The sequence below is a fragment of the Shewanella sp. Isolate7 genome (assembly GCF_022398425.1).
Taxonomy (GTDB): Bacteria; Pseudomonadota; Gammaproteobacteria; order Enterobacterales; family Shewanellaceae; genus Shewanella.
Genome location: NZ_JAKEVJ010000090.1, coordinates 1 through 15462, shown reverse-complemented (window position 1 = coordinate 15462; position 15462 = coordinate 1). Strand labels below are relative to the sequence as shown.

The 15462-nt window shown below is 52.3% G+C and carries 14 protein-coding genes and 1 tRNA gene; 8 read left to right on the top strand and 7 right to left on the bottom strand.

The window, feature by feature from the left end; translation table 11 throughout:
• Nucleotides 1–149: 149 nt before the first annotated feature.
• Nucleotides 150–1181, bottom strand: a complete 1032-nt coding sequence (gene yejK, locus L1D47_RS17825; protein ID WP_041511728.1) for a nucleoid-associated protein YejK — start codon at nucleotides 1179–1181, stop codon at nucleotides 150–152.
• Between the two features lie 77 nt (nucleotides 1182–1258).
• Between yejK and L1D47_RS17820 the strand changes: the two genes are divergently transcribed.
• The 3 genes from L1D47_RS17820 (at nucleotide 1259) to L1D47_RS17810 (ending at nucleotide 3587) form a co-directional block, all read left to right on the top strand.
• Nucleotides 1259–1474: a YejL family protein gene (locus L1D47_RS17820; RefSeq protein WP_239886240.1), complete on the top strand. Its 216-nt coding sequence runs from the start codon at nucleotides 1259–1261 to the stop codon at nucleotides 1472–1474.
• 100 nt (nucleotides 1475–1574) lie between these two features.
• Nucleotides 1575–3362 carry a DUF3413 domain-containing protein gene (locus tag L1D47_RS17815; protein ID WP_239886239.1) on the top strand — a complete coding sequence of 596 codons (1788 nt, stop codon included), beginning with the start codon at nucleotides 1575–1577 and terminating at the stop codon, nucleotides 3360–3362.
• Between the two features lie 148 nt (nucleotides 3363–3510).
• Nucleotides 3511–3587, top strand: a tRNA-Pro gene (locus tag L1D47_RS17810).
• 304 nt (nucleotides 3588–3891) lie between these two features.
• Here the strand turns inward: L1D47_RS17810 and L1D47_RS17805 are convergent.
• Together L1D47_RS17805 and L1D47_RS17800 are read right to left on the bottom strand one after the other, a co-directional pair.
• Nucleotides 3892–4785, bottom strand: a complete 894-nt coding sequence (locus L1D47_RS17805) for a hypothetical protein (RefSeq protein ID WP_239886238.1) — start codon at nucleotides 4783–4785, stop codon at nucleotides 3892–3894.
• Nucleotides 4786–4787: 2 nt separating this feature from the next.
• Complete coding sequence (locus L1D47_RS17800) at nucleotides 4788–5000, bottom strand: hypothetical protein (RefSeq protein WP_239886237.1); 213 nt, start codon at nucleotides 4998–5000, stop codon at nucleotides 4788–4790.
• A 356-nt stretch (nucleotides 5001–5356) separates the two neighbouring features.
• Between L1D47_RS17800 and L1D47_RS17795 the strand changes: the two genes are divergently transcribed.
• The gene (locus L1D47_RS17795) at nucleotides 5357–7531 is read left to right on the top strand and encodes a diguanylate cyclase (RefSeq protein WP_239886236.1); all 2175 of its coding nucleotides are present in this window, start codon (nucleotides 5357–5359) and stop codon (nucleotides 7529–7531) included.
• Between the two features lie 153 nt (nucleotides 7532–7684).
• On the opposite strand, the gene L1D47_RS17790 is transcribed toward L1D47_RS17795, so the two are convergent.
• Nucleotides 7685–9193: an alpha/beta fold hydrolase gene (locus L1D47_RS17790; protein WP_239886235.1), complete on the bottom strand. Its 1509-nt coding sequence runs from the start codon at nucleotides 9191–9193 to the stop codon at nucleotides 7685–7687.
• A gap of 114 nt (nucleotides 9194–9307) precedes the next feature.
• Here L1D47_RS17790 and L1D47_RS17785 point away from each other — a divergent pair, with 114 nt between their 5' ends.
• Entirely contained in the window at nucleotides 9308–9769 is a 462-nt protein-coding gene (locus L1D47_RS17785; RefSeq protein ID WP_239886234.1) for a hypothetical protein, read from the top strand.
• 165 nt (nucleotides 9770–9934) lie between these two features.
• On the opposite strand, the gene nadE is transcribed toward L1D47_RS17785, so the two are convergent.
• Nucleotides 9935–10768, bottom strand: a complete 834-nt coding sequence (gene nadE, locus L1D47_RS17780; protein ID WP_345778772.1) for an ammonia-dependent NAD(+) synthetase — start codon at nucleotides 10766–10768, stop codon at nucleotides 9935–9937.
• 216 nt (nucleotides 10769–10984) lie between these two features.
• On the opposite strand from nadE, the gene L1D47_RS17775 reads away from it, so the two are divergent.
• Nucleotides 10985–11824 (top strand): AraC family transcriptional regulator, encoded by an 840-nt coding sequence (locus L1D47_RS17775; RefSeq protein WP_239886232.1) that lies wholly within the window; start codon nucleotides 10985–10987, stop codon nucleotides 11822–11824.
• A 156-nt stretch (nucleotides 11825–11980) separates the two neighbouring features.
• Nucleotides 11981–12631, top strand: coding sequence for a LysE family translocator (locus tag L1D47_RS17770; protein WP_239886231.1), 651 nt, complete (start codon nucleotides 11981–11983; stop codon nucleotides 12629–12631).
• Between the two features lie 134 nt (nucleotides 12632–12765).
• Here L1D47_RS17770 and L1D47_RS17765 read toward each other — a convergent pair whose 3' ends face one another.
• Nucleotides 12766–13716 carry a M14 family metallocarboxypeptidase gene (locus tag L1D47_RS17765; RefSeq protein ID WP_239886241.1) on the bottom strand — a complete coding sequence of 317 codons (951 nt, stop codon included), beginning with the start codon at nucleotides 13714–13716 and terminating at the stop codon, nucleotides 12766–12768.
• Between the two features lie 217 nt (nucleotides 13717–13933).
• On the opposite strand from L1D47_RS17765, the gene L1D47_RS17760 reads away from it, so the two are divergent.
• The gene (locus L1D47_RS17760; RefSeq protein WP_239886230.1) at nucleotides 13934–14587 is read left to right on the top strand and encodes a pseudouridine synthase; all 654 of its coding nucleotides are present in this window, start codon (nucleotides 13934–13936) and stop codon (nucleotides 14585–14587) included.
• Nucleotides 14588–14663: 76 nt separating this feature from the next.
• Here the strand turns inward: L1D47_RS17760 and L1D47_RS17755 are convergent, their stop codons facing one another.
• A complete protein-coding gene (locus tag L1D47_RS17755) occupies nucleotides 14664–15068 on the bottom strand; it encodes a hypothetical protein (protein WP_239850122.1) in 405 nt (134 codons plus the stop codon).
• Between the last annotated feature and the right edge of the window lie 394 nt (nucleotides 15069–15462).

Sequence of the window (15462 nt, the reverse complement as noted above, 5' to 3'; positions counted from 1 at the left end):
GACTAATACAGTTATCGAGCGTTTTAACAAGCTAGAATGATCAATTATTTATTACGATTGGTATTACACATCATCAATGAAAAAAGCGCCTAATACAGGCGCTTTACACTGGCGCTAACTCGCCCACTATTGTGCGCTTAGCTATGGATTTATTGGCCACCCTTGAGGCGACGGTCCAGCTGATCTTTGAGGTTAGCCGGCACGCCCTTGATCAAGATGGAATCTGAGATAGGGTCATAGATCACCCGCTCACCCAAATGCTGGCCATCGAAGCTGATGGTCACGCCACCGCCAGTGCCCGAGAACTTCTTGAGCTGACGCAGGGTCGGCTTATCGCCGGGAAACTCCTCTTCCAGCTCATAGTCACCGCCCTGGGCAAAGTCATAGAAGGAGTCCATGCCGGCATCGGCCAGTTCATCGGCCAGATCTTTCAGCTGAATATCGGCGCCGCTGTCGACCCGCTCGGTGCAATACTCGAACACCTTCTCGCGGCACTGCTGGCGCTCATCCTTGGTCAGCTCGCTGCTGGCGACAAAGTCTTCTACCGCATTCATCAGCGACTTGTTCTGCGCCTTGGTGTTAACCCCTTCGACACACCCCATGAAGTCGAGGAAGAAGTCGGCAACTTTACGCCCGGCGCGGCCGCGCACGAAGGAGATATACTTGAGCGAATCTGGATCTGCCTGCCATTCGGTCAGGTCGATACGCGCCGCCAGCTGCACATTGTTGAGGTCAAGATGGGTATTCTGCGACAGCTCCATATCGTCCAGCACCGTCATCGACGACTTGGCGTTAAGCAGAGAGACAAACAGGTAATCGCTGGTCATATAGGTGTAGCAGGCAAGCAGTAGGAAGCCGCCCTGGCTAAAGTCATACTTGGCCAGCTCCTCTTGCAGCAGCTGCCCCGCCACGCCAGAAAACTCCACGAACCCTAGCTCGCCACCCAGATACTGGCTAAGCGCCTCTTTAAACTTGGGGTTGGCCTCACCATCGTCGCCGTGGGTACCAAAATGACCAAAGCCCTTACCCGATTTGCTGGTGTAGGTTTGGTGCAGCTCTTCGAGCATGGCTTCGACGGCTTGACTATTTAGTAGCGGTTGTGGACGCAATCTACAGCTGAGCTGGCCTTCGCCATCTTGGGATATCGCGTGAATAATTGCTTGTTCGACGTTAATACTCATAAGCCTCGATAGTGATGTTGGTAGAAATCCGTTATTATATGCCGCTATTTCAAATTAAAGTGAAAAAATTTTTAAATATGGCTATCCAATCTAAATATTCAAACGCCCAGGTCGAAGCCGTCATCGCCGAGATCCTGGCTGTACTCGACAAGCACCAGGCACCAACCGATCTCAGCCTGATGGTACTGGGCAACTGTGTCACCGATCTGCTGATCCGCAAGGTGCCAGAGGCGGCACGCGAGCAAGTGGCCGAACAGTTTGCCAAGGCGCTGACCCAATCGGTAAAAAGCTAACACTAACGGCTAAAAAAGCGGATTTTGTTCGCAAAAAACTGGCCAATCCGCCTTAAAAAAAATTAAGATAGACAAGTATTTCAACTAATAACGGATCCCTATGATCGAGCGTAAAAAAGAGATGGGCCGTGATCGCGTGTCACGCTTAGTCAGTTGGGGGCACTGGTTTGCCTTCTTCAACGGCTTCTTGGCGATGATAGTCGGTGTCCGTTATATTGAAACCGTGGGCGCGCCCGAGTCTTGGATTGGCTGGGGCTACCTGGCCATCAGCACCCTGGGCCACTTTAGCTTTCTCGCCTTCATCGTCTATCTGGTGGTGCTCTTTCCCATCACCCTCTTGCTGCCCTACTCCAAGATACTGCGCGGCCTCGCGGCCTTTGCCGCCACCCTGGGCCTGTGTATCTTGCTGTACGACACCCTGATCTACGACGACTACGGTCTGCACCTTAGTCCATTTGTGTTCGACATCGCCTGGGCCGATCTCAACGCCCTGTTGCAGGGCACCTCCTATATAGTGACGCCGCTGGGGATCATCATCCTCGAGCTGACTGCCGCCAACTTCCTGTGGAAGCGGATAGAGAAGATCCGTAAGTCTAACTACGGCCCTAAGGTAGTCATAGTGATCGGCCTGTGTTTCGTCAGCAGCCATCTGATCCATATCTGGGCCGATGCCGCCGACATCACGGAGATCACCCGCCTGGATGATGCCTACCCACTCTCTTATCCCGCCACCGCTCGCTCCTTTATGGAGAGCCACGGCATAGAGAAGAGCGACAAGCCTCAGGACCCGAGCAAGTTACAGCCTAGCCTCAACTACCCGATCTCGCCGCTGCAGTGCAGCGCCAACCCTGAGATCAACATATTGATGGTAGCTATCGACGGCTTCAGGGCCGATCTGGTCAACAAGGACACCATGCCGTTCCTCTATGAATACGGCAAACACAACCACGAATTTAAGCAGCACCTGAGTGGCGGCAATATGCACAATAGCGGCATGTTCTCCCTGCTCTATGGCTTGCAGGGCAGCTATATCGCCGCCGACGATCTCAGCTATCGCTCACCCGTGTTCACCCAGGAGCTGGCCAAACAGGGCTATACCCTGGCGCGCTTCGCCCCCGAGACAAGCACTATTCAGCCGCAGGCCATCTATCAGGACCTGACCTCGCACCTGCAGCCGCTGACCAATGGCGTGGCCGATGCCGATATTCAATCTATCGACAGCTTCGACCAGTGGCGCATGCAGCAGGAGAAACCTTGGTTTGCCCTGCTCAACCTGCAGAGCCCGGACAGCTACGATACCCCTATCGGCTTCCTAGGCATCGAGACGGTCAAACCCGCCACACCACTCAAACCGGCGCAGAAGGTGCTGTTCAACCAATATCGCCAATCGCTCAACTTCATCGACAAGCAGCTACAAAGGCTTATCGAGCGCCTGCCCGACAGCACCTTCGTGATGGTCACCGGCGTCTCGGGCAAGGTCTTTACCGGCGACAACGACAACCAGCGTGGCAACCTGTCACCGGCCAACGTGCATGTGCCGCTTATCATCCACTGGCCAGGCATGGAGTATGACAAGACGGTCACCTACCCCAGCAGCCACTATGGCGTGGTACCGACCCTGATGACCCAGCTACTGGACTGCACCAACAAGGCCAGCGACTACAGCGCCGGACGCAACATTCTGCAGCCCCAGAGCGAGAACTGGACCTATATCGGCGACAACCTGGTGTTTGGTATCTACCAGGAAGATGAGATCACTGTGATCGACAGACACGGCAAGTACCGTATCTATAACCGTGACTATAGCCAGCGTCTGCGCAACAAGAAGATCAGTGCCCCAGAGCTTATCCAGGTGATGCGCGAAGGACGACGCTTCTATAACCATTAGGGTCTGCATTAGGGAATGAGTCGCTAGCGACTATAAACTAGCCAGTCGTTCGGGCTCCACGGCTGAAACACTTGCACAGGGGCAAACGACTTGATAAAGTTCTGCCTGTTCAGAGCAGACCCCAAGTCTTTGCTGCTTTGGATAAAATCGGTATGTAGCGCAGCCCGGTAGCGCACTGTCATGGGGTGTCAGGGGTCGGAGGTTCGAATCCTCTCATACCGACCAAATTCAAGAAAGCCAGCTGAAAAGCTGGCTTTCTGCTATCTGGGATTTGATATCTACTCTAATGTTAATTCATTGGTTATCATGTAACAAACTGCCCAAGGCATAGATAAGACCACTGTCCAAAGTTCTCTTCGTCAATTAATAGCTCGACTGACAACTCGGCCAGGCTCAGGTGAACAGGACTAGCATCGCCTAACGATTGAAGTGACAGATCGTCATGATGACCCATAAAAAAACCGAGACAGTGAACTTAATGTCATTGTCTCAGTTGATGGACAAGGGGCTAATTGCAAAGGCATCAGATTTAGACACGATCCATGTTTACTTCTTCATGCACTGCATAATGACTCAGGATCTCAACACCTCGCGGCGCGTAACACCAATTACCATTTGGACTCAGTTTGTCATCTCTTACTTGCTTCTGGAAATACTCATAAGTATTAAAATCGAGCAATCCCATGTTGCTTATATTGTCTACTTTTAAAACCTTAACGAAATCATCCGAACAAACCCCATATAATTCATGCTCAGAATCATCCTCTTCATCTATCTTCATAAGCAATTCATACATTTTTCCATAGCTATGGGTAAAAGTATAAGAAAATGGCTTCTCTGTTTCTCTATAGCCACTAACAAATGGCAAAATAGAAATCTCTCGCCCATGGCTTTGAGAAGTTGGGTCTGGAGCATTCACCACAAAACCAACGTAAACCTTGCCTGTAGACAATTCAAACGCAATTGGAATTGCATAATCCGTCGAATACGCTATTAAACGCTCTAACTCGTCACCGTTCATGGCTCGTTTCAACAAAAAACTGCGAGAAAGCAATATCATCTTAACAAACTGAAAAGGAACAAAATCTGCTAAGTAACCTACTCCGTTCAGCAAGAATCCAACAACACAACCTATCGCCAGCGTCCAGCACGCCAATACGACTAACTCAAGCTGAAAAGATGTCACCTTTTCACCAAAAGTAGCCTGAAACACGCCATTTAATAACTTAATATCTTCAATGTAATCGATTGAAATGACACAACAAAGAAAGCCTGAAATCAAACAAAACAAGCCATAAAAAACGGCTCTAAAGTAGAGCCGCTGTCCGTTTTCTCTTGCTGCATTGTATTTTGAACCATTCCAAACGCTAGAAAAGATATACCCTGCTAATACTGGAATAATAATTAAAACAGTAAAATTCATATTTATTCTTGAACTGATGCTTCTACAGCCGCAGGTGCTCCTGAAGGCGCCCCTACTGCAGCAGATGCTTTTAACTGGGATTTGGCGTGCTCAAGGATATCCTTTGAATCGATTATCATGACTCCAGAGCCTACAACTCTGTAGGGAATGCTTTCTCTTTTCTTTGATTTTTTGCCACTTGTATTTTTTCTTTTTAACGTCAAAAAACCGAACATAACAGCCTCCTTTTCTCAAACCATTACCTGAGCATTATTCAATCTCAAGGAAACTTAACCACATCTAGTAAGATCTTCCTAATCTCACGTTTACTATAACGCACTTTATTACTTGTCGACAGGTTAAGGCAACAAGTTTAATCCAGATCGGTTTAACATAGGCTTACGATTTTGAGAAAAATCTGGATATTAGCTGACCCACTAGCTAACCAGAACATTCCATTTCTCCCCTTACAACCGCAAAAGAGTGATAATAAACATTTGGTTAGCATTTAACTAGGGATTCACTTACACTGCATATTGCAGCCTCAAAGCATCGCTTGGCGGCTGTATACATGGATTTTAGATAGGGAAGAATGCAATTGCTCAATAAGAATCACCTTGGGTTTGCCGTGCTACTGGGTTTACTCGGCTTACTGGTTAACCTGTCGCCTATTCCCCTGTTTGGTAACCAACAGCTGATCATTGGTAACCTCTTCTTCGTGATCGTGGCCATCTTCCTCGGCCCCTGGTATGCCCTGTTAGCCTCCCTGCTGTGCGCCACCGGCCTCCACCTCGCCTGGGACAGCTGGCACATGTATCTGCTCTTTCCCTTGGAGGCCCTGTGGCTGGGCTATGCTCGGCGCAAGGAATTTTATACCCTGTATGCCGACATCACCTTCTGGCTGTTGCTCGGCATGCCGCTCTTCTATCTGTACGCCAACCTGGTGTTTCAGATGCCCAACAGCTACATGACCTTTATCACCCTCAAGCAGGGGATCAACGGCATGCTCTATACGGCGATCGGTGCCATCTGCGTCACCATGTTACCGAATCATCTGCATATTCAAGGCAAGCTGATTAACCAAAAGCGTAAGAGTTTCAACGCCCAGCTCACCTACACCTTTACCCAGGTAATGACCTTGGTGCTGCTGGTATCGGCGCTGATCTTCAACAACAACTCCATTGAGCAGCAGCAAAAGGATGTAAAACTCAATCTGGAAGACTCGGCAGCGCACCTTGGCAAGGCCACCGAGAGCTTTATTCAGGGGCATATCAGTGCCATAGATAATGCGGCGCGCTGGTTGAGCCTGTCTAACTATGATTCGGCCCAGTGGCAGAGCCTGCTGTCAAAACTGCACCAAAGCTACCCCTTCTTTATCTCTATGCTGATCGCCGATGATGAGGCACTCATCTCGGCCGCCAGCCCTATCTCCAGGCTGGACAAGGATGTGGTTAAGAACAAAGAGCTCAGCATCCGCGACAGGCACTATTTTCAGGAAGCCTTTTACAATCAGCTGACCTTTATCTCCCCTGCCTTCCTCGGCCGGGGCTTTGGCTCAGATCCCATCGTCGCCATCAGTGCACCAATTTATTCCAAAGACAACCACGTCACGCCCATAGGGATCATCGAAGGCTCATTGAACCTGACCAAGTTTGCCAGCATAGATGAACGCAACCGCGAATATCATGAGCAGGCCATGGTGCTCACCGACGAGAATGACCTGGTGATATACGCCTCGGATTCGCTGCAACTGGCTCCCTTGACACCACTTAAGGTAGCGACCTCGGGGCAGCGCTATCGCACCAGCCTGAACATGATCAATTTTCGCAAGCTCGACAGCCTAAGCCCCGAGTTTGCCTACACTAAATATGTGCTGAAAAACGGCTGGTCACTCTATGTGGTGATGCCTTTCGAGCCACTGATAAAGCAAGTGGAGCAGCAATACCTGACTACCTTTAGCCTGCTGTTTGTCGCCTTTATCATCACCATATTACTGATCAAGGTGATCAGCTATCGTCTGACCCAACCGCTAGAGACCATCGCCAAGAAATTTAGCCAGTGGGGCATGACCCAACATCAGGATGAGGTGATGTCAGACACCACCCCCAAGGAGATCTACGCCCTCTCGAGCAGTATTCAGAAGAGTAAACAGGAGCTGATCAGCTATCAGCTAGAGCTGGAAGAGAAAGTGGCCCTACGCACGGTAGAACTGGAAGATGCCAACCTTAAACTGCAGGCGCTGGCGGAGCGTGACGAACTGACACACCTCTACAATAGGCGCTATGTGGAAAACCATTTCGCCAATATTCACGACATGTGCAAGCGCAGCTATGCGGCATTGGCGTTCTGCATCATAGATATCGACCACTTTAAGAAGATCAACGACACCTATGGCCATCAGATGGGCGATAAAGCCCTGGTTGCCCTGGCCGAGCTAATGCAGCAGTTCTTTAAGCGAGACACGGATATCGTCTCTCGCTATGGCGGTGAAGAGTTCTTGCTCGTACTCCCCCAGTGTAACGCCCTGCAGGTAGAGCAACACCTGAACCAGTTTAGAGAGCAGGTCGCTGCCTACCAGATTGAGGTACCGGGCCAGCGAGCGATCGGCATGACCATTAGCATAGGCGCGGTGATCAGCAATGCCGGCTATATGAGCGACATAGATCATTGGTTCAAGATGGCCGACCTTAACCTCTACGAGGCTAAGGAAAATGGCCGTAATCGCGTGGTCTGTTCGCTGCTGTCGGCCGACGATCAGTTCAGCTAACATAGCTACAAGCCGCCAGGCTTTAACTAACTGACTTTAATGGCCAGCCTTTAACTCACAGGGCTTAGCCCCGCACCGGGCAAGGCAGGATTAGCGGCGATTGGGTGAATGACTTAATCGCATAGCGGCTTAGTGACTTAGCGGCTTAAAGAGTTAGCGGCTTTGCGCCCCTTGGCGCGCATCGATAAACCTATCCACCCTGTCTAGCACATAGGGAAAGAAGGGGTTCCATTTCTGCCGCAGCACCTCATCTGCCGAGACCCCAAGCACGCCGCGCTCCCCTCGGGCGGCCGCGGCGCCAATCTGCACCCTGTGTCTGCCCTTCTCAAACGCCGTACCATACAGGCTGTCGCTCGCCGGATAAGGCAGCGCCACATGGGAGAGCGAGTAGATCCCCTTGGGCCAAGCCAGCCCTAACGGCTGATGGCTAGCCTCATAAGCTGGCCGATACCAATTGGCCTCCACCTCATCAAAACGCCTTAACGCCGCTTTTTGCGCTGATAACGGCTGTTGCTGCAACTCAGCATTGCGATTTTGCACTAGGGTGAGATCAAACCTGGGCGCATCCAAACCGAGAGCGGGCAGCAAGGCGGCCAGCGGGTCGTTAGCGACTAAGGCGAGGCTCAGGGGCTGACGGTTGATGTCAAACAGCACCAGCTGATGTTGCTTTGCGGGCAGGCGCCCATAGAGATCGCTCACCACCGCCTGGGTCGAGACGGTGCCATCGGCCACCGACTGAAAGGTCAGGATATCGGCCAGCGCCGACAACTTCTCCTCGGGCAGCGTCTGTATCAGCTGTTGATTGCGCTCGGCCAGTTGATAGACAACATCGCCGGCATTGACCGCAAAGGAGTTGTATTTAAAGGGATCGAACTCGGTTTGAATCGAATTCCAGCTCAGCTTTTCCAGCCCCAGCATACGCCCCAGCCTGTCTTGCCACTTGGCGCCGGCCGCCACGGGTGACAGACCTATGGCCGGTGAGAGGAAGATCATGCCGCGATAGCTAAGCCCCTGCCCCTGGCTTAGCTGCTCAAGCTCATGGTTTAACGCCAGCGCCGCCCCCGTCGAGAAGGCCACCACATAGATGGGTTTGTCACCCAGTTGCCGGCTAAGATGTTCGCTCGCCAGCTCAACGGCCCTGGCCATCTCCTGCCACTTGAGCTCTACCAAGCCAGAAGGAATGGTGCCATGGCCCGGCAACCTTAGCCCCAGCAGGTGGGCGCGCGTCCTGAAATGCTCGGCAAAGTGAGACAAGGAATAGGGTGAATCTGACATGCCATGCAGCAACAAGACGCCAAACTCGGCCTGAGGATTGGCCCACTCATAACTGCGATTCCAGGCCTGAGGCCAATTGCCTGGGTCGGCAAAGCTGCCATGCCAATAACGGTTGAGGGGCTGCTCTAGCCCTTGGGTGCGGCGATAGATCTTGCGCTCTACTTCTTCAAACAGCTTGGCCTCTAAAGCCTGATAGGCGGGGAAATCCTTGACCTCGCTGTCTAGGCGAAACTGATGTTCGAGGCGAGTCGAATGCCAGACCGACAAGTCGGGACGGGCATTTAAAAACCAGACCCCAAAGGCGAGCGCGGCCACAGTGATGCCGAGACAGGCATAGGTGACGGCGATGGTAAGATGTTTAGTCGAGTGGATGAGCAATGTTTTCATGACGAATAACCGCTAGGCTCCCTGTGTGCGCTAACGAGCGCCAAGTCCGTTAATCATTAACATACACGGCTTTATTGCGTAAACTCCAGCCCCAAAGCCCAAGGAATGAAGAATATGTCTGATAATGTGAAGCCCTTAGGACAAGATGGTGCCAAACGCTGCTTTTATCTGCCTACGCCGCCTCAACTAGCCGACGACTGGCAGCTTGATACGCCAGACAGCCTGGATAAGCTAGTCGCCCTCAATGGCAACCACTGGCGCAAAATCTTGGTGATCATGGCCAAGCTCAGCGCACCGGATGAAGATTGGCGCGGCTACATGAAAAGGCTATTAAAAGCTGACGAGCAGATACGTTTCGGGGCTGCAAGGCTTTCGCCCCATGCCAAGGAGCACTATGTGTGCGGCCAGCAGAGCGCCATCAAGCTGGGCTTAACACCTCTGAGCACCCCCAAGCAGTTTCTGCAACACTCAGAAGACGAGCAACAAATCTTCCGCCTGCCCTACCTGGATTATCGCCAGTGCCCCAACACCCTGATCGCCGCCTTGCGCGAGCAGCGCACCTCGCTGGCCAAGTAAGACAGCCTTTGGCGAGTAAGAACATAACGGATTAGCTATCGGAGCAGCGTTAGACGTTAAGCGTTAGGCGTTAGCTGTTAGTCATTTGGAGTTAGTCATTAGAGGCTAGCGGCCAAATAGAAAAGGCGCCCTAGGCGCCTTTATCCTTTGTCTTGCCTACCAAGATCAGTCGTACAGGGTCGGGATAGGCTTACGCTTATGCTGGGTCGCGTTGTAGATGGCTATCAGACGCGCCTCTACCGCGGTGTCCACCGGCTTGCCTTCGAGGAAATCATCTATCTGATCATAGGTCAGGCCCAGCGCCACCTCATCTTCGAGCTGCGGCTTATCACACTCGAGATCCGCCGTCGGCGCCTTGTTCACCAGCACGTCTGGCGCCCCCAGCGCAGCGGCAAGCTGACGTACCTGGCGCTTGCTCAGGCCAAACAATGGCGCCAGGTCACAGGCGCCATCGCCCCACTTGGTGTAGAAACCGGTAATATTCTCGGCGCTGTGGTCTGTCCCCACCACCAGGCCACCTGTCAGGCCGGCGATCTCATACTGGGCGATCATACGCATTCTGGCCTTGACGTTCCCCTTCACAAAGTCGACATTGCTGTGGGGGTGAGAGATAACGCCGGCAACTTCAAGCCCCGCCAGGGTTTGATGATGGATCCCTTCGACCCCTTCACCGATATTGACCGTCACCTGCTTGCTGGGCTGAATGAACTGGCAGGCCATCTGCGCCTCATCTTCATCCTTTTGCACCTTAAAGGGCAGTCTCACCGCGATAAACTGATAGCTGCCTTCATACTCACCTTCGTTGTTCAGCTCATCCACCGCCAGCTGGCACAGACGACCCGCCAGTGAGGAGTCTACCCCACCGCTGATCCCCAGCACTAGACTGGTGGCGCGCGCCTCTTTGAGCTTTGCTTTGATAAAGGCGATACGTCTTTGCACCTCATATTCCACCTCAATATGCGGCTGCACCTTCATTTCACGTATGATCTGTCCTTTCACTGGTCCGACTCCACTTAGGTTAACTGTCAGCATGATTCTAAGCTGACCATTATGAGCCAATTTATCGGGAAATTCACGACCTAAGCTTGCCCCAATTCAATAAATGGGCCGAGAGGCTGCAATTATTTACTAGTCAGAGGAAAACGCCCTGATCTACACTGGCTAGTCAGACGGTCGGAGGGTCCGGTCGGTGACACAAGAGTCAAGCGAAGCGGGATGATGGCAACAAGCGCGGTAGAGAGAATCGATTATTGGCAGGCAAGCGTCTTGAAAGAGATGGAGCTGAGCCGCGCGCAGTTTACCCACTTCGCCTTCGAGAAACATGTGCATCTGGATTACCACATAGGCGTGGTCAGCCATGGCGGGCAACGCTACCATCACAGAGGCTGCGAGTATCGATTGACTCCGGGCGGTCTCTCGACCCTCAACCCGGATGAGAGCCACAACGGCCAGAGCCTGGATGACAGCGGCTACGAGGCGTTGGTGATGTCTCTGCCCACTGGCTATGTGCAGCAGATGGGTGAGGCGCTCAATCAAGACCAGCTCTACTTCAGCGCGCCTATTCTGAATGACGCCAGGCTAAGGGGCTATTTTATCCGCCTGCATAGGCAGCTTACCCTGCATCAGGCCAACATCAGTCCACTGGAGGCCGAGACCCTGCTGCTGGGCTTTATCAGCGAGCTGTTTTATCGCCATGGCAAGCTGCGAAACCTGCCGACAAGCCACGCCAAGTTAAGCGGCGGCCAGCTGGACGACATCAAGCAGCAGTTTCATCAGGGGCTGGATCAGGAGTTCGAGCTGGAGCAGCTGGCCAGCTCCATCGGATTGAGTAAGTTTCAATTCTTGCGTCAATTCAAGGCCGCCACCGGCATGACGCCCCACGCCTACCTGAAACGTCTGCGACTGGAGTACGCCAAGAAGGCGCTGATGCGGGGCGACAGCGCCACCAGCACCGCCTTTGAACTGGGCTTCTTCGACCAGAGCCACTTCAACAAGGCCTTCAAGCGAGCGTTTTTGATCACCCCGGCCCATTTTCAAAAACGGGTCACCCCCTGATGCTTTAGTGCCCAGAGGTGAGAGAGCAAGTACGATGCCGGCTAAGGTGCAATTTTTTACAATCCCGGACGGCCGAATCGACTTAACATGGAGTACTAGCCATGAATTCACTTTCTCTAACAGAGAAAGCCTAACCTTTGAGAGTGCGACACCGAGATGGAATTACAACTGCAACTGCTTGTTTCATTGGCCGTCATTCACACGGTCGCCCTGGCGAGTCCGGGCCCGGACTTTGCCTTGGTGGTCAGACTGGCTGCGCAGGAGCACAGACGCACGGCTGTTGCCGCCGCGCTGGGACTGGCGGTGGCCATCACACTACATACACTGCTGAGTCTCACCGGGATTAGCCTTATCATCAAGGGCTCCCCTAATCTCTTTATGGCGGTGCAGCTAATTGGCACCAGCTACCTGGGCTGGATGGGCATAGGCGCAATACGCGCCGCCATCGCCCACTGGCGCGATGAGACACATCTGAATGCGGCCACCGCTGCAGGTCGTGGACTCGGCGCGGCTCAAGGCTTCATGCAGGGAGTTTCCACCAACTTACTCAACCCCAAGGCGCTGGTGTTTTTTATCACACTGTTCTCGACTCTGATCACCCCAGAGGTGACTCTAAGTACTAAGGTGGCCGCCACCTTGATGATGTTTGCCCTTTCCCTGGGCTGGTTTAGCCTGATCGCCCTGGTGCTGTCCCATCCCAGGATGCAGCTCAAAATGAAAAGAGCAACCCCAATGATCAACCTGCTGACCGGATTGCTCTTTATCTTCGTCGCTGGGGTCATCCTCAGCGGTGCCCTAGGCCGTTAAACCTATGCGTGGTTAACCAATGCGTCGTTAAGCCGCAGTAAAACCTATGCGCGGTTAAACCTGTGCGCCGTTAATCCAGTGGCGCCAAGCCCCTGCCACCGCCTATTCTCTAGTATAAGGTAGACGGTGGACGACTAGCCCTGGCTCTGGCTCTGGGCCTGGGTGCGGATATAATCCACCGCCGAGCTCACCGCCATCACCTGTGCCTGAATACAGTTTTCATCGTCCACCAGCGGACTGTCGGGATAGACCTCTGTGGTGGTGTTGTATCTGGCATCGCTGAAACCACAGCACAGCCCCAGCGCCTTAGTCGCATAGTTGATCACCCCAAACTGAGTGATGGGCTCGCCTATCAACCTACCCTGCTCATCGGCGGGGGCGATATGGGTAACCTTAGCCACGGCCTCGATGATGGCCGCCTGCATCTCATCGTTGGGATTTTCGCTATCGCCCACCAAGTAGAAGCCGTCGGGGATATTCCAGTTGGTCTGAACCTTGGCGTCTCTGGCCGCCAGCGCCGGGCGAAACTCGCTGTTGTCTGTGTCAGTGGTCTCGTGCAGATCTATGTGCGCCATCAGCGGCTGATTGAAACTCGCCACCCACTGCATCAGGGCGCGGGACTCCTGAGCCGGACTATCGGCATAGAAAGAGCGGTTAGGGTCAATCGCCTCAGGGTTCCAGCGATTGATGGTCTCGTAACCCCAAGGGCTGACACAGGGGGCAACCAGGATATTGAAATCTTGGCTGTACTCACTTGCCTTGGCGATCAAAAAGCGTAGCGCTCCCTGCACGCCACTAGTCTCGTAGCCGTGTACACCGCCGGTGACCAAAATAGTAGGCTTAGTCTGGTCCCAGTCGCGAGATTTGAAACCATAGAGCGGATACAGCCCCTCATCATAGCTCAGCTCGCCATACTGCTGCGCCTCGAAGGCCTCGCTGATCTGGCTGAACTTGCTCAGCACCTCCTGCTCGTAGGAGCGTTTCTTCTGCTGCGCCGCGCGCCACTGCGCCTTTTCCGCCTCGCCCCATGGCTTACCCGCCTCGCCAATCCAATAACCTTGCTGCGCTGTATTCTCGTTTTCCATCTTATTCTCTGCCTCGGCCAAACCATTTTTGTTCGTTTGAATTGACCTATGATAACCAAACTCGGCCTGCCTGTGGCAAAGCTTAAGAAAATTCAACTGGTGCCCCCTGTAAACAGCGCTGTAAACCGCCCCTAAAGTGGCCGTCAAGGCGCAAAGAGGGGCGCATAGGATAGGCACGGCAGGCATTCTTTGTTAGTATCGCCGCCGAGGAGAGACGATGAAAATTTTTAGTTACCAGCCCCCGGCTATTCCCTGGCTCGACATTCGCTATCAAGATCGCGACATCATTATCATCAATAAGCCATCAGGCCTGTTGTCCAATCCCGGCCGCGCCGAGGAGACCCATGATTGCGCCATCAACCGCCTGTTACAGCGGTTTCCCGAGGCCATACTGGTGCACAGGCTAGACTGCGCCACCTCTGGCATCATGGTGTTCGCCCTCAACAAGAAGGCCGAGTCTCACCTCAAGACCCAGTTTCAAAATCGCACCACAGAGAAATATTATGTGGCCGAGGTCGCGGGTCTGATGAGCCAGGACAGGGGGAAAATAGAATTGGCGATGAAGCCAGACAGTGAGCAGCCGCCGCTGCAGATGATTGCCAGCGATGGCAAGGCAGCGACCACCTATTTTGAGGTGCTGGAGCGACGCAGCAACAGCACCCTGGTGAAGCTCAAGCCGATCACCGGCCGAACCCACCAGCTCAGGTTACACATGAAGGCGCTGGGCCACACCATACTGGGTGATGACTTCTATGGCGACGACGCCATTATCGCCGCCGCGCCGCGTCTACACCTGCACGCCGAGCACCTAAGCATCACTCATCCTTACAAACAGACCAGGCTGAGTTTCTCGAGTCTTCATCCCTTCTAGGCTAGATAGCCGTGCAGATTGCGGCTTATCGCCATGACACAAAAAAGGCGCCTATCTGGCGCCTTTCTTTTAATCCTTATGCCGCGCGTTTAGCGGTATAGAAGCATTCGTTACTGTTGCAAAATTGCAGGTTATTGTCGTGAGATAGGAGGAAATACTCACCAAACAGGTTGCCACCTAAGTCTTCCAGCTTGAGGCCGTTATCGAGCTGCGTTGCCTGCATCTCATCTAAGCTATGGCAACCGTCGTTATACCAGGTCTCTAGAAACAGCTTTTCGCCTTGACGATAAAGGGTGATCTTGTCGCCCAGAGAGGGGCGCTCATCTATCCACTGACCAATAATTTCGCGTGCTTCCATATCTTGCTCCTGCCAACGTAAACGTTTTCGCTTTTCAACAACCGACATTTCGATAACTTGAAGTAATGACTGTGAACCATTCGCACTGGCATTGCCTAACATTACCCTAAGCTCAGAACTCATATTTATTTAACCTCTAAATTATCGCAAATGTTAAAGCATTGTAAAAAAAGCAACTATAAACCAACAAGTTAAACCAACTTGTCGTCTCCTTTATGTGAAATTGTAACCTAGAGCGAAAATAAAAACGCGATCTAAATCACTTTTAATGCATTATTTAAGTAAAGTGTAATACAAATTTTTTTCAACAGGCCAAAGCAATATAACCCTATCGGCCGCACGTCCTCTTAATACCAATCACAGTAAACATGTGATCAGAAATAGCGCAGGAAAAACGCTTGAGAACAAAGCAGGATTTTTAGATAAGTAGTTATTCTACAATTAAAAATACTAATACAGTTATCGAGCGTTTTAACAAGCTAGAATGATCAATTATTTATTACGATTGGTATAACAC

Coding starts and splice junctions, on each gene's coding strand:
- yejK (WP_041511728.1), bottom strand. CDS start 1,181: ATGAGTATTAACGTCGAACAAGCAATTATTCACGCGATATCCCAAGAT.
- L1D47_RS17820 (WP_239886240.1), top strand. CDS start 1,259: ATGGCTATCCAATCTAAATATTCAAACGCCCAGGTCGAAGCCGTCATC.
- L1D47_RS17815 (WP_239886239.1), top strand. CDS start 1,575: ATGATCGAGCGTAAAAAAGAGATGGGCCGTGATCGCGTGTCACGCTTA.
- L1D47_RS17805 (WP_239886238.1), bottom strand. CDS start 4,785: ATGAATTTTACTGTTTTAATTATTATTCCAGTATTAGCAGGGTATATC.
- L1D47_RS17800 (WP_239886237.1), bottom strand. CDS start 5,000: ATGTTCGGTTTTTTGACGTTAAAAAGAAAAAATACAAGTGGCAAAAAA.
- L1D47_RS17795 (WP_239886236.1), top strand. CDS start 5,357: ATGCAATTGCTCAATAAGAATCACCTTGGGTTTGCCGTGCTACTGGGT.
- L1D47_RS17790 (WP_239886235.1), bottom strand. CDS start 9,193: ATGAAAACATTGCTCATCCACTCGACTAAACATCTTACCATCGCCGTC.
- L1D47_RS17785 (WP_239886234.1), top strand. CDS start 9,308: ATGTCTGATAATGTGAAGCCCTTAGGACAAGATGGTGCCAAACGCTGC.
- L1D47_RS17775 (WP_239886232.1), top strand. CDS start 10,985: ATGATGGCAACAAGCGCGGTAGAGAGAATCGATTATTGGCAGGCAAGC.
- L1D47_RS17770 (WP_239886231.1), top strand. CDS start 11,981: ATGGAATTACAACTGCAACTGCTTGTTTCATTGGCCGTCATTCACACG.
- L1D47_RS17765 (WP_239886241.1), bottom strand. CDS start 13,716: ATGGAAAACGAGAATACAGCGCAGCAAGGTTATTGGATTGGCGAGGCG.
- L1D47_RS17760 (WP_239886230.1), top strand. CDS start 13,934: ATGAAAATTTTTAGTTACCAGCCCCCGGCTATTCCCTGGCTCGACATT.
- L1D47_RS17755 (WP_239850122.1), bottom strand. CDS start 15,068: ATGAGTTCTGAGCTTAGGGTAATGTTAGGCAATGCCAGTGCGAATGGT.